The sequence below is a fragment of the Corynebacterium sp. MSK074 genome, from assembly GCF_030229735.1.
Classification (GTDB): domain Bacteria; phylum Actinomycetota; class Actinomycetes; order Mycobacteriales; family Mycobacteriaceae; genus Corynebacterium.
This window is the reverse complement of record NZ_JASPIX010000004.1, coordinates 97,700-110,552: the sequence shown is the minus strand read 5'-3', so window position 1 is coordinate 110,552 and position 12,853 is coordinate 97,700. Positions and strand designations below refer to the sequence as shown.

The 12,853-nt window shown below is 63.0% G+C and carries 14 protein-coding genes; 10 read left to right on the top strand and 4 right to left on the bottom strand.

The window, feature by feature from the left end; translation table 11 throughout:
• Positions 1-65: 65 nt before the first annotated feature.
• Both QP965_RS05525 and QP965_RS05520 read right to left on the bottom strand, forming a co-directional pair.
• Positions 66-2,468 (bottom strand): ATP-binding cassette domain-containing protein, encoded by a 2,403-nt coding sequence (locus QP965_RS05525; RefSeq protein ID WP_284844348.1) that lies wholly within the window; start codon positions 2,466-2,468, stop codon positions 66-68.
• Between the two features lie 87 nt (positions 2,469-2,555).
• A complete protein-coding gene (locus QP965_RS05520; protein ID WP_502869244.1) occupies positions 2,556-3,596 on the bottom strand; it encodes an o-succinylbenzoate synthase in 1,041 nt (346 codons plus the stop codon).
• Positions 3,597-3,671: 75 nt separating this feature from the next.
• On the opposite strand from QP965_RS05520, the gene QP965_RS05515 reads away from it, so the two are divergent.
• From QP965_RS05515 to menE, 9 genes are all read left to right on the top strand, one after another.
• A complete protein-coding gene (locus tag QP965_RS05515; protein ID WP_284844346.1) occupies positions 3,672-4,133 on the top strand; it encodes a DIP1984 family protein in 462 nt (153 codons plus the stop codon).
• Positions 4,134-4,426: 293 nt separating this feature from the next.
• On the top strand, positions 4,427-5,395 hold the full coding sequence (locus tag QP965_RS05510) for a 1,4-dihydroxy-2-naphthoyl-CoA synthase (protein WP_034656212.1): 969 nt from the start codon (positions 4,427-4,429) through the stop codon (positions 5,393-5,395).
• A 15-nt stretch (positions 5,396-5,410) separates the two neighbouring features.
• Positions 5,411-5,560, top strand: a complete 150-nt coding sequence (locus tag QP965_RS05505) for a hypothetical protein (protein WP_005322953.1) — start codon at positions 5,411-5,413, stop codon at positions 5,558-5,560.
• 91 nt (positions 5,561-5,651) lie between these two features.
• Positions 5,652-5,840, top strand: coding sequence for a hypothetical protein (locus QP965_RS05500; RefSeq protein ID WP_005322954.1), 189 nt, complete (start codon positions 5,652-5,654; stop codon positions 5,838-5,840).
• A 169-nt stretch (positions 5,841-6,009) separates the two neighbouring features.
• Entirely contained in the window at positions 6,010-7,176 is a 1,167-nt protein-coding gene (locus QP965_RS05495) for a metal ABC transporter substrate-binding protein (RefSeq protein WP_023020502.1), read from the top strand.
• Between the two features lie 6 nt (positions 7,177-7,182).
• A complete protein-coding gene (locus QP965_RS05490; RefSeq protein WP_023020501.1) occupies positions 7,183-7,869 on the top strand; it encodes a metal ABC transporter ATP-binding protein in 687 nt (228 codons plus the stop codon).
• A complete protein-coding gene (locus tag QP965_RS05485) occupies positions 7,866-8,699 on the top strand; it encodes a metal ABC transporter permease (protein ID WP_023020500.1) in 834 nt (277 codons plus the stop codon). Before QP965_RS05490 ends, QP965_RS05485 begins: the two co-directional genes overlap by 4 nt.
• A complete protein-coding gene (locus QP965_RS05480) occupies positions 8,699-9,526 on the top strand; it encodes a metal ABC transporter permease (RefSeq protein ID WP_023020499.1) in 828 nt (275 codons plus the stop codon). Before QP965_RS05485 ends, QP965_RS05480 begins: the two co-directional genes overlap by 1 nt.
• Positions 9,527-9,582: 56 nt before the next feature.
• The gene (gene menE / locus QP965_RS05475; protein ID WP_005322961.1) at positions 9,583-10,716 is read left to right on the top strand and encodes an o-succinylbenzoate--CoA ligase; all 1,134 of its coding nucleotides are present in this window, start codon (positions 9,583-9,585) and stop codon (positions 10,714-10,716) included.
• Here the strand turns inward: menE and QP965_RS05470 are convergent, their stop codons facing one another.
• A complete protein-coding gene (locus tag QP965_RS05470) occupies positions 10,717-11,388 on the bottom strand; it encodes a metal-dependent transcriptional regulator (protein WP_034656208.1) in 672 nt (223 codons plus the stop codon).
• A gap of 214 nt (positions 11,389-11,602) precedes the next feature.
• Between QP965_RS05470 and QP965_RS05465 the strand changes: the two genes are divergently transcribed.
• Complete coding sequence (locus tag QP965_RS05465) at positions 11,603-12,493, top strand: 1,4-dihydroxy-2-naphthoate polyprenyltransferase (protein WP_284844345.1); 891 nt, start codon at positions 11,603-11,605, stop codon at positions 12,491-12,493.
• Here QP965_RS05465 and QP965_RS05460 read toward each other — a convergent pair.
• On the bottom strand, positions 12,490-12,816 hold the full coding sequence (locus tag QP965_RS05460; RefSeq protein WP_005327925.1) for a DUF4229 domain-containing protein: 327 nt from the start codon (positions 12,814-12,816) through the stop codon (positions 12,490-12,492). The genes QP965_RS05465 and QP965_RS05460 overlap by 4 nt on opposite strands.
• Positions 12,817-12,853: the final 37 nt, after the last annotated feature.

Genomic DNA, 12,853 nt, shown 5'->3' with positions numbered 1-12,853 from the left:
CCCCATTTTGCTGTGAGATCCCAGAGAGGTCTCCCACAGCTTACAGGGAAGCCGCGGCTCGCCGCTTAGTGCGCTTGGCGTGCGCTCAAGGCGCGGCCGGTGGCGGTGTCTTCTGCGGCAACCTGTGCCGGGGTGGCATCCGCGATGATGCGGCCGCCATCTTCGCCAGCGCCCGGGCCCATCTCAATGATGCGGTCCGCATTCGCCATGACCGAAAGATCATGCTCGACGACGATTACCGTATGGCCCGCATCCGCCAGCTTGTGCAGCTCGGTATTGAGCAGGTCGATGTCGGCTGGGTGCAGGCCCGTGGTGGGCTCGTCCAGCAGGTAGACCGTGTGGCCGCGACGCGAGTTGCGGGAGCGCTGCAGCTCCGTGCCCAGCTTGATGCGCTGGGCCTCGCCGCCGGACAGCTCCGGCGCGCCCTGGCCCAGGCGGAGGTAGCCCAAGCCGACTGCCTGCAGCGTGGCGATGGCGCGGTAAATCTTTTCTTCCTCGGCAAAGACCTCCGCGGCCTCATCCACGGTGAGCTCCAAGATGTCCGCGATGGTGCGGCCCTGCCAGGTCACCTCCAGGGTCTCGTCGTTGAAGCGGGCGCCGCCACACTCTGGACAGGTGGTGTACGAGCCTGGCAAGAAGACCAGCTCCACCTCGATCTTGCCCGCGCCACCGCAGGTGGGGCACTGGCCTTGCTTTACGTTGTAAGAAAAGCGCGAGACCGTCCACTTGCGCTGCTTGGCCTCATCGGTGGAGGCGAAGAGCTTGCGGACGTTATCGAAAAGCCCGGTATAGGTTGCCAGCGTGGAACGCGGGGTGCGGCCGATGGGCTTCTGGGTAATCTGCACGACGCGCTTTACTCGGTCAAAGCCCTCCGTGCTTTCTACGGACCAGCCCTTGTCCTCGGTCTCCTCCTCATCGGAAACGGCCGTGGCGGACTGTCGCAGCAGGCCAGCCAGCACCGTGCTGACCAGGGTGGACTTGCCCGAACCGGAGACACCGGCGACCGCTGTGAATTGGCCCAAGCCGAAGTCCACATCCAGGTTGTCGATGCTGCGTGCGTTGATGCCGCGCAGGGCGAGGTGGGAGGAGGGGGTGCGGGGGTCGTCGGCAAGCGCGAGCGTGCGGTGAGCCAGCGCATTGGCGGTAGGGGTGTCCGCGTCATAGTCTGCAACCGGGCCCGAATAGACCACGTTGCCGCCGCGCTCGCCCGCCAGCGGTCCGACGTCAACGAGCCAATCCGCCTGCGCGACCAAATCCATGTCATGCTCCACCAAGAGCACGGAGTTGCCGGCCGCGATGAAACGGCGGCACATATCCATGACCGCGTCGCGCTCATCGGGGTGCAGGCCGGCCGAGGGCTCGTCGAGCACATAGGCCACGCCAAAGAGACCAGAGCGCAGCTGCGCTGCCAACCGGATGCGCTGCATCTCGCCACCGGACAGGCTCTGCGTCGGCCGATCCAGGCTGAGGTGCGCCAAGCCAAGCTCCAGCGCCGAGGTCAACGCGGGCAAAATCTGCCGCAGGAGCAAATCCTCGGCCGAATTCTCCTCCGGGTTCTGCTTGCTGAGCACCTCATGCACCTTATCCAGCGGCAGCGCGCCCAGCTCATCGATAGGCATGCCCGCATAGGTCACCTTCAGCGCGGCCGGGTTGAGGCGGCGGCCGCCACAGGTCTCGCACTCGCGAGATTCCATATAGGACAGGGTGCGTTTGCGCAGCGTATCCGATTGGGTCTCCGCCAGCGTCTTTTTGAGGTAGCTGGCCACCGAGCGCCACGTGCCCTCATAATTGCGCTGAATCTGATCCTTGCCGCGTAGAGGCTTGACCGTGACGACGGGGCGCTCCTCCGTGAAGAGGATCCAGTCGCGGTCTTCTTGCGGCAGGTCTTGCCAGGGCGAATCCAGGTCATAGCCCAGATTCATCAAGATGTCGTGGAAGTTCTTGCCGGCCCAGGCACCGGGCCATGCTTGGATGGCGCCTTCTTCGATGGAGAGAGTGGGATCCGGGACCATGGACTCCTCGGTCGGCTCATGCACCACGCCCGTGCCGTGGCACTGCGGGCACATGCCCTCCGGAGTATTGGGCGAGAAGGAATCGGAGTATAGGCCCTCCGGGTTATCCCCTGCGCGCGAATAGAGCAGGCGCACGCTATTGGAGAGCGCGGACACCGTGCCCACCGTGGAGCGCGCACCGCCGCCGGAGGTGGATTGTTGCAGCGCGACCGTCGGCGGTAGGCCCTCTACCTGGCTGACCTGCGGGTCGACGGCCGAGCTGATCAGGCGGCGGGCGAAGGGTGCTACCGATTCGAGATAGCGGCGCTGGCCTTCGCCGTGAATCGTGCCAAATGCCAGCGAAGACTTGCCCGAACCAGACACACCTGTGACCGCAACGAGCTTGCCGCGGGGCATATCGACGTCGACGTTGCGCAGATTGTGCAGGTGGGCATCGCGGACCTTGATAGTAGACATGTCCCCTAGCGTACGCACAGGCGACGGGCTGGGCAGCGAGCATTGACTGCTCCGGCGTGGAGGTTTCACCAGAGCTTGCTCTAGGCCCTAGTCAGAAACGTGCGATTCAGAAAGGTGCGGCCAGCAGGCGCGCACGCGATCGAACCACCAGTCGCGGCGGTCGGCGGGGGCGGCGAGCGCAGCGAGGCGGTCTGGGTCGGGAGCGAGGATATCGGCGGGAAGGTGGCCGTCGATAAGCGGGCGCGGGGCGGTGACGTCCTCTTCAAAGAGGGAGCCGGTGGCAAGGCCGGCGGCGGCCGGGGTGACGTCGATGTCCTCGTCGTCGTAGATGCGCGGGAGGGCGGCGACGGCGGCAAGGCCCATATTGATGCCAATGGAGGTATCCAGCGCGGAGGCCACCGTGATGTCCATGTGACGCTGGCGCAGGTGTTGGGCCACCTCGAGGACGCGGCGCACGCCGCCGAGCGGGGCGGGCTTGACCACGGCGACATCCGCGGCCTGCAACTCGGCAACGCGGTACGGGTCGGCCACCTTGCGGATGGATTCATCGGCGGCGACGCGCACAAAGAGACCAGCGCGCATAAGGCGGCCACGGACCTGGGCGAGCTCCTCGGTGGTGGCGCAGGGCTGTTCCATATAGTCCAGCGGCATCATCATCTGCGCGGCCTCGACCGCCTCATCGACGCTCCAGCCGCCGTTGGCGTCCACGCGCAGGATGGGGATATCGCCGCGTTGGGTGACGGCGTCGCGGACGGCGCGGACGCGAGCGGCGTCGTCGGCAAGCGTGTGCCCCTTCTCCGCCACCTTGATTTTGAAGGTGCGGCAGCCGGGGTAGCGCTCCACCACGGCCGGCACCTCGCTGGCGGGCACGGCCGGGATGGTGGCGTTGACCTCGATGGAATCGCGCACCGGCTCCGGAAAGCCCTCGTAGGCGGCCTCGAGCCCGGCGCGCAGCCACGCGGCGGACTCGGCCGGGCCGTATTCCAGGAAGGGCGCGAACTCGCCCCAGCCGGCCGGGCCATCGATGAGCAGGGCCTCCCTGGTGGTGATGCCGCGGAAACGCACGGCGAGCGGGAGGGAGACTACGTGGGCGCGGTCGAGAACGTCATCGATATGCATGGCCTTCATGGTAGCGCTCGCCGGCCATTGACCCCTCCCCCGCTCTGCGCTATTTTGGGAACCTATACCAATAAAGGAGGAATTATGCTGCTAGCTGAGGCATTGGCGGAGCGCGCGCAGGCGCAGGAGCGCCTCAATAGCCTGCACGAGCGGCTGCTGACCGTGGCCCGCGTGCAGGAGGGTGATACCCCGGATGAGGATCCGCAAGAGCTACTGCGCGAGCTCGACGGCGTGGCCGGGCGCATCGATGAGCTGGTGCAGGCCATCAATGCGACGAATATCGCCACCGCCTTTGATGAGAAGATGAACCTGATGGAAGCCCTCGCGCTTCGCGACGGCCTCTTGCGCAAGCGCCGCATCTACCACGACCTAGCGCAGCGGGCGGGCACGCGCTCGGATCGCTATTCCCGCACCGAGATCAAGTTTGTCTCTACCATCCCGGTGGCGGAGCTGCGCAAGCGCGTCGATGATTTGTCTAAGCAGTACCGTGAGCTGGATACCCGCATCCAGCAGCTGAACTGGAATACCGAACTGAAAAACGGATAGTCATATCGCGCGCTGCTCAAAGCGCGCGATGGTAGCCCACACACCTGCAGCGAGCAGGCCCCCACCCTGGAGGGGAAAATCCTGGGACACTGGCCCCCTTTAGCGCTTTAAGGGGCGGGGAGTTCGAGTCTCCCCATGGCATGGAGTACCGCGCTGGTATGGCGTACACGGGTATTATGCGGGGCAACAACCTCGCAGTATCGCGTATTGATTATTACCGGCCTGCTGGGCAGCGTGTGTGGGTGAGGGTTGGGAATGGGGACTATTCTTCTTTTGCCACTAAGCTGGCCATCATGAGCGAGCAGAAAAAATACAGCACCGATAATCCGTTCCGTCCGGAATTATGGCATGCCGTAGAAGGTTTTGAGGACCTGACGGATATCACCTATCACCGGCTCAACGGCGAGGGCCGCAAGAACGGCATCGTGCGCATCGCCTTCGACCGCCCGGAGGTGCGCAATGCGTTTCGCCCGCATACCGTAGACGAGCTCTACCGCGCCCTCGACCACGCCCGCCGCACGCCGGATGTGGGCACGATTTTGCTCACCGGCAATGGCCCTTCCGAAAAGGATGGCGGCTGGGCGTTTTGTTCCGGCGGCGACCAGCGCATTCGCGGCCGCTCCGGGTACCGCTACGCCACCGAGCACGCCCATGATGACGCCACCGCGGATGAATCCACCGTGGACACCGCCCGCGAGAAGGTGGAAGGCGGCCGCCTACATATCCTCGAGGTCCAACGCCTTATCCGCACCATGCCCAAGGTGGTTATCGCCGTGGTCAATGGTTGGGCGGCCGGCGGCGGACACTCGCTGCACGTGGTCTGCGATATGACGGTCGCCTCCCGCCAGGAGGCGCGCTTCAAGCAGACGGACGCGGACGTGGGTTCCTTCGATGCCGGCTATGGTTCGGCCTACCTAGCTAAGATGGTGGGCCAGAAATTCGCCCGCGAGATCTTCTTCTTGGGTCGCACCTATGATGCCCAGCGGATGTATGAGATGGGCGCGGTCAATGAGGTTGTCGATCACGCCGACTTGGAAGACGCCGCAATCCAGATGGGCCGCGAAATCAACGGCAAGTCCCCAACAGCCCAGCGCATGCTGAAGTTCGCTTTCAACCTGACCGATGACGGCCTCATGGGCCAGCAGGTCTTCGCCGGCGAGGCGACCCGCCTGGCGTACATGACCGACGAGGCCGTCGAGGGCAAAGAAGCATTCCTCGAAAAGCGCGACCCGCAGTGGGAGCAGTTCCCGTATTACTACTAGCCAGGAGTTAGCACGATGTGGATTTTCGCCATCGGCTTGGCCACACTTGCACTGGCGGGCGTCATCGTCTCGCGAGTGTGGATGCTCAAGCGTATCAAGGATGCGCAGGACAGCGGGGAGCGTCCCTTCGATCAGGAGGACACCCCGCGCAATCCATACATGTAGCGGAGTAAATGGCGTGGGACGCCCTCGGACCGGAGTGAGACATCTCAAGCAATTGTGGACATGCCCATAGTTAATACTTAAAGTGTCGAACATGAAACTCTGCAACTCATTCGTCATGCTCGCAGCACGCGTCGCCCTGGGCGTAATTCTCATCGCCCAGGGCTGGCAAAAGTTCTCCGAATGGACCGTCGCCGTCGCGGGCCTGATGCTCGCCGCCGGCCCCGGCATACGCTCCCTGGATCAGCTCCCCTTCAGCAAAAAGGCAAAAGTAGCCAAATAAGGCCACCGCTTCCTAGCCTCTCACTTCACTCATTGAAGTGAGAGGCATTTTTAAATTTTGGCAGCTTAAGGAAGAGATAGGACCACCTAAGTTCATTACGTTGAACAATCTAGTTCAAGGGTGCTAGTGTTTGTTGAGTTCACTTCTCCTAATACAAAGGAAGTTCATTATGAACTCAAATCACAGCACCCCACGCCGGCCCCTACAGCGCATTCTCGCAGGCACCTGCGCCCTCGCACTCGGCGCCAGCCTCGCCGCTTGCAGCGCCTCGAAGGAATCCATCGACGCTGCAAAGCCGAAGGACGGCGACACCGTCAAGGCCGTGGCCACGACTACCCAGATCTGCGACTACCTCACCCAGATAGCCGCCGGCGGCGTCAAGCTCCACAAGGTCGACTCCCAAGGTGCAGAGACCACCTCCGGCGAGGGCCCAGTGACCCTCGACCTCACCTGTTTGCTCGCCCCCAACGCCAGCGCCCACGAGCACGAGATGACCCCACAGCAGATGCAGGCGCTCTCCCAGGCCGACTACATGTTCGTCAACGGAGTCGACCTCGAGCACTTCCTCGACCAAGCCGTGGACTCCTCCGGCTTCCACGGCGTCATGGCCGTGACCTCGGGCGTCAAGAGCGAAGGTATGGGCGATGGCAACGGCAAGTACACCATCGACGAGGGCATCGAGCACGTGAGCCCGCGCCCGTGGCCTTTCCCGGGGGAGGACGGCGAGGCCCCAGAATTCAAGTACGACCCGCACGTGTGGACCTCCCCGAAGCAGGCCAAGATTCAGGTCGACAACATCGTCAACACGTTGTCCCAGGCCTCCCCGCAGGCCAAGGACGCCTTCACCGCCGCCGGCAAGAAGTACACCGACCAGTTGGAGGACCTCGACAAGTGGGCCAGCGATTCCATGTCCGCAGTTCCTGAGCAAGACCGCGTGCTCTTCTCTTCCCACGACGCCTTCGGCTACTTCTCTAACGAGTATGGCGTGAAATTCATCGGCTCCGCACTGTCTGACTTCAACCACCAGCAGGACGCCACCTCGAGCCACATCGATGAGCAGGTAAAGAAGGTCCGCGAGTCCGGCGCCAAGGCCATCTTTGCGGAGAATTCCAACAACTCGAAGTCCATCGAGGCCATCGCCCGCGCCGCAGGCGTCAAGGCGGTTACATCCGACGACGCTTTGTACGGCGACTCGCTAGGTGTGCCAGGCAGTGAGGGCGAGACCTACATCGGATCCATCGTCCACAACATCAACACCCTGGTCAGCGCCTGGGACTCCAAGCAGCAACCGTTGCCAGAATCGCTGCAGGAATTCGACTTCGCCAAGCGAAAGTAGCTCTTTATGTCTTCCCCATTAGTCACTCTGCACAATGCCACCTGCGGCTATGGCGCCCGGGATATCCTCACCGACGTTGACCTTGAGATCCGCGCGGGCGAGGCCGTGGCGCTCCTAGGTTCCAACGGCGCGGGCAAATCTACCCTGCTCAAGGCAATCACTGGCCTGGCTGCCTTGCGCGGCATGGCCACCATCGACGCCTCGCTCGGATACGTCCCGCAGTACCAAGACTCCGACCTGAGCTTTCCCGTCACGGCTTACAAGGTCGTGGAAATGGGCCTTTTGCCCTCAGTGAGCTGGTGGCACAGGTGCACGAGCATGCGTAGCTACCGCGACTGCGTACTCAATGCCCTGCGACAAGTGGGGATGGAGCACCTCGCCGAGACGCGGTTTGGCCAGCTCTCGGGTGGGCAACGCCAGCGCGTGCTCATCGCGCGCGCGTTGGTTTCGGCCCCGGAGCTGGTGCTTCTCGACGAACCCTTCAACGGGCTTGATCAAGAAAGTCGCCGAATCCTGATTCAGATCATTGCGGATCTCAAGGAAGCAGGAATCGCCCTGCTCGTCTCCACTCACGACCCCATCTTGGCGCAGCACACCTGCGACTGGGCGGCGTTTGTGATCGACGGCAAGGTCCGCACCATGGGAACCGAGGAAGCAGTGGAAACCTATATGGAGCAAGGCGCGCGACTGTGATAGAGCAGATTCTCTTCGCCCCGTACCTGCGCAATGCTTTCCTCTTCCTGCTGTGCCTATCGATTGCGGGAGCTGCCATTAGCGTCCTCGTTAATCTCCGCCGCATGGAATTTACGGTGGAAGCCCTCGTGCACTCGGTTTTTCCGGGCATCGTGGTAGGGCTCATCGTGGGCGGCATCCCGGGCATCGTGCCGGGTGCGGCCGCGGTGGCCACGGTGACGGTGCTGGTGCTGGCTTCTCTGGGTTCTGGGCAGGGCCAGTCAGCGCAGAAGCTGGATATGGAAGCCGGAACGGCCGTGGTGCTGACCTTTATGTACGGCATCGGCGTGGTCATCAGTTTGGCCTATGGCGACAAGTCCGGGCAGCTGGAGGCCCTCATGTTTGGCCGGCTTCTCGACGTCACGCAGTCCAGGCTGGCAACCTCCGTCACGCTCTGCGTGATTGCGGCACTACTCATCCTGACAACCTGGCGCATGCAGATTCTCGTCGCTTTCGATACCACAGCGGCCCGCGCCATGGGCATCAACGTGGCGGCTTATGAGCTCATTGCGAATATCGCGGTTGGCCTAATCGTGGTGGCGGCTAGCTCGGCAGTGGGTGTGTTGCTGGTTATCGGTTTTATTGTCATTCCAGGCCTCTCGGCGCGCTTGATCGCAGGATCCCCGCGCAGCATGTGCTTCTGGGCTGCGGGTTTGTCCACGCTGGCAGTGGTGGTTGGATTTGCCATCATGCTGTCCCAAACCACGCACCAGATTTCGCCGCAGGCAATCGTCAGCTTGATGCTGGTTGCCACCGTGCCGCTAGCGGGCTTGAAGGGGGTATTTAGCTAATGGGACTGTCTCATCTTGATCCAGAGATCCTGCGGATGCCCCTCCTTGAGGCCATCGCTGTGGGATGTTTATCTGGCTTAGTTGGAACCTTGATGGTCATGGGCAAGCGCGTCTTTTTCGCTGAGAGCCTGTCGCACGGAATCTTCCCCGGCGCGGTGCTCGGTGTAGTAGTGGCCAACCTTCTGAGCTTGGATCTCTCCACGGGTTTGATGGTGGGGGCGGCACTGTTCTGCCTGCCTTTGGCCTGGCTTATGCGGTGGTTGAGTACCGTCGAGGGCATTTCTTCGACCGCTGCCGCCGGCGTGACGCTCACCTTGGGATTTTCCCTGGGCATCTTGTTGCTGCGCTGGTTCCAACCGCTACCTATCCACGTGGATAGCTTTCTCGTGGGCTCGCTGACCACTGTCAATGCGCAGGATGTCTGGTTTGTCGGCGCCCTGGTGGTGGTCAGCCTTGGCGTGCTGGTGGCATTTCGCCGGACGTTAGTCTCCTTCTACTTCGACCAGACGTCCTTCCGCGCACAAGGCGGAAAGCCCGGCCGCTATGACTTGCTTACCCTCACGCTTATCAGCGTGACCATGGTGGTGGTGATTCCCGCAGTGGGCACTATCTTGTCCCTGGCGCTGCTGGTAGCCCCGGCGGCGGCGTTGCAGCCGTGGATCAAGCGCCCGACCCAGCTCATGCTCGGTGCCGGTATCGCGGGCATTGCGCTGGCATGCGGCGGGCTCTGGCTGGCGGCCGCACTCAGTTTGTCGGCGGGCGGCTGCATCGCGGTGCTGGCGGGTGTGTTCTATTTGCTCAGCATGGGGCTGCGCGCCTTGCTCTAAACGCCCGGCGCGCCGCCTCCCGGGACGAGCGATATGCCCGGGTAACCTGATTATTCGTGACTCATATCCTCGCCCCACTCCCAGTCGATCCCCGCAATCCCGCAGGAATTTTGGATGACCTCGAGAAGGCCATCGCTGGGCAGACCACGCTCTTACCCCTTCCCGCAGCGGACCGCACGCGGACGGAATTGCTGCGCAACCACATGCGCGCGGGCGAATCGATTGCTGAGGACATTGCTTTGGTGGTGTCCACCTCGGGTTCCACGGGCACACCGAAGGGTGCGCAGCTAAGCCCGCTTAACCTGGTGGCGAGTGCGGATGCCACCCATTCTTTCCTGGGTGGCCCCGGCCAATGGCTACTGGCCATGCCCGCCCACCACATCGCGGGCATCCAGGTGCTCGTGCGTTCGTTGGTGGCGGGTGTGGAGCCACTGTGCCTCGACCTGTCCCAAGGCTTTAACATCACCGAGTTCGCCCGCGCAGCAGAAGAACTCGCCCACACCGAGGACCGCATGTACACCGCGCTCACACCGATGCAGCTGCACAAGGCACTCGATTCGCTGGACGGCATCCAAGCACTGCGCCGTTTCAACTCCATCCTGGTAGGTGGAGCAGCGCCACATCCCCAGCTATTGGAATCTGCGCGCAAGCTCGACATCACCGTGGTAACCACCTATGGCTCCTCGGAGACTGCGGGCGGTTGCGTCTACAACGGCACTCCCCTGCCCGGCACCGAGGTGCGCATCGGGGAAGATAACCGCATTTTCCTGGGCGGGCCGACCATTGCGCAGGGCTACCGCAATGTGGAATCGCGCGACTTCGTCGGTGGCTGGTTCGCAACTTCCGACGCCGGGGAGCTCGACGCCCACGGTCAACTCACCGTCACTGGACGTCTGGACAGCATCATCAACTCGGGCGGGTTGAAGTTGCACCCAGAACAACTGGAACAGCTCTTGTTGCAGGTACCGGGCGTCGACAGTGTATGCGTGGTGGGCATCCCTGATCCACGTCTTGGCCAGATGATCGCCGCAGCTTACACCGGCTGGGCCTCGCGCACCGACATCCTCGAAGCGCTCGATGACCTGCCTCGGTGGCAGATTCCGCGCGAGATTATCCGCATTGCTGAGATGCCGCTGACCGGCCCCGGCAAGGTGGACCGTCGTGGTGTCGCAGGGCTCTTTAAGAACTGATTAGACTTCGTTAGCGCGCACCGTCACGTCGGCGGCCGCGACTTCCGCAAGAGAGAACTCCTCGTCCCCTGCGTGCAGGTTGAGCAGGCCCGCAACGCGGGAATCGACTACGACCTCGACGCCCAGGCCGACGCCATGGCTGTCGAGGTAGCGCAACAGCTCGGTGTCTCCGTCGCATACCCGCTCGATGGTGACAGGGGTGTGAAGGGGGACGTCGTCAAGCGTGAGCGTGCCAAGGTCCTCGATGCTGCCCTGCGCGTCGGGGATGGGATCGCCGTGGGGATCGCGCTGAGGATGGCCCAGGTGCTGATCGAGTCGATCGATGAAGCGATCGGAGCATGCATGCTCGAGGAGATCGGCATCCTCGTGAACCTCGTCCCAGGTGTACCCCAGCTCTTTGACCAAGAAGGTCTCGAGGAGACGATGGCGGCGGACCATGCCCATGGACAGTGCCTGGCCCTCTGGGGTCAGCGAAACGCCAGCGTAGCGCTCATGTTCCACCAGCCCTTGGGCAACGAGACGCTTTACGGCTTCCGACGCCGTGGGCACCTTTTGGTTCAATCGCCCCGCCAGCTCCTTGAGCGCGATGGGCGCGCCGCCGGAGTGCTCGGAGAGGTCCCACAGGACTTTGAGGTAGTCCTGGGTACGTTCAGGGAGATCGCTTAAATGCATGACATTCATCGTAGTAAAGGCCTTGCCCCGCGAGCGATTCACATGATAACTTTAAGAAAGTTCAACGCATTGAACTTTTGTCACGGGTGTGGCCCACAGCCGTCCTTTCTTGGGTACGTACGACGCGCTTCCGCCATACCCGTGGCTTTTATATATCCGCCGTGTACGTCCCTTGTGCACAGCATGCCCGCGGTGGCGTGGCACAATAACTGACATGTCACTTTCTGCCTATCCCGCAACTGCCAAAGACTGGCTCCAAGGCGCACGCCCGCACACGTGGGCTAATGCCTTCGCCCCAGTCATCGCTGGTACTGGTGCCGCAGCGGCTGCCGACGGCGCGCACTTCGGCCGCGCGCTCCTCGCCCTCATCGTGGCGTGGGCACTTATCATCGGCGTGAACTATGCCAATGACTATTCCGATGGCATCCGCGGCACCGACGATGACCGCACCGGTCCGCAGCGCCTCACCGGCGGCGGCCTGGCCCGCCCGCAGCAGGTGAAACTCGCGGCCTTCGCCGCCTTCGCCGTGGCCGGGCTCGCCGGCATCGCGCTCTCCTTCGCGGCGCATGCGTGGTGGCTCATCCTCGTCGGCGCGCTATGCATCGCCGGCGCGTGGTTTTATACCGGTGGCAAGAACCCGTATGGCTATCGCGGGCTCGGCGAGGTTGCTGTCTTTATCTTCTTCGGGCTCGTCGCCGTGCTCGGCACCGAATTCACCCAAGCCGGCCACCTGTCGTGGTCGGGCCTCGCGCTGGCCGTGGGCATCGGCGCGATGAGCTCCGGGGTGAACTTAGTCAATAATATCCGCGATATTCCCTCCGACGCTGAAACTGGCAAGATTACGCTCGCCGTACGCCTCGGCAATGAGAAGGCACGCCTGCTCTTTACGGTGCTGCTCCTTCTGCCATTCCTGCTGACCATTGGCATTGCCTTCAGCAGCTGGCTCGCACTCGCCGGCTTGGTCTACTTCCCCTTCGCGCTGCGTGCCATTCGCACCGTCAATCGCGGCGCTCAAGGACCAAAGCTTATCCCCGTGCTCGGCCTGACCGGCCGCGCGATGCTCCTGTGGGCCGTTATTGAGGCCGCCGCGCTCATCATCGTCTAGTCCTGCGCGGCGCGGCCTTCCAGCTCCGCCTGGACCCAGCGCTTGTGGGCCTTGCGCTGGGCGGAGTACTCGGCCAGCGTCTGGGTGGCCTCGATGCGCCACTTTTTAAAGATCAGCATCGATAGCGGCAGCGCCACAAAGAGCGCCAGCAGCGCCGCGACGAGCACCGGGATGGGAAAGTCGATGGCGATGGCCAAAATCTCGATCACCGCGGTCAAAGCGATAAAAAGCACTACGCGGGCGAGCCCGTACTTCCACAGCGCCGCGCGCGAACGGCGGCGCAGTTCTGGGTCCGGCTTGGGTGGCTCAGGGTTATGCGTCATGGGGGTTGATTGTACGCGGTGCAGGTAGAATCGCACG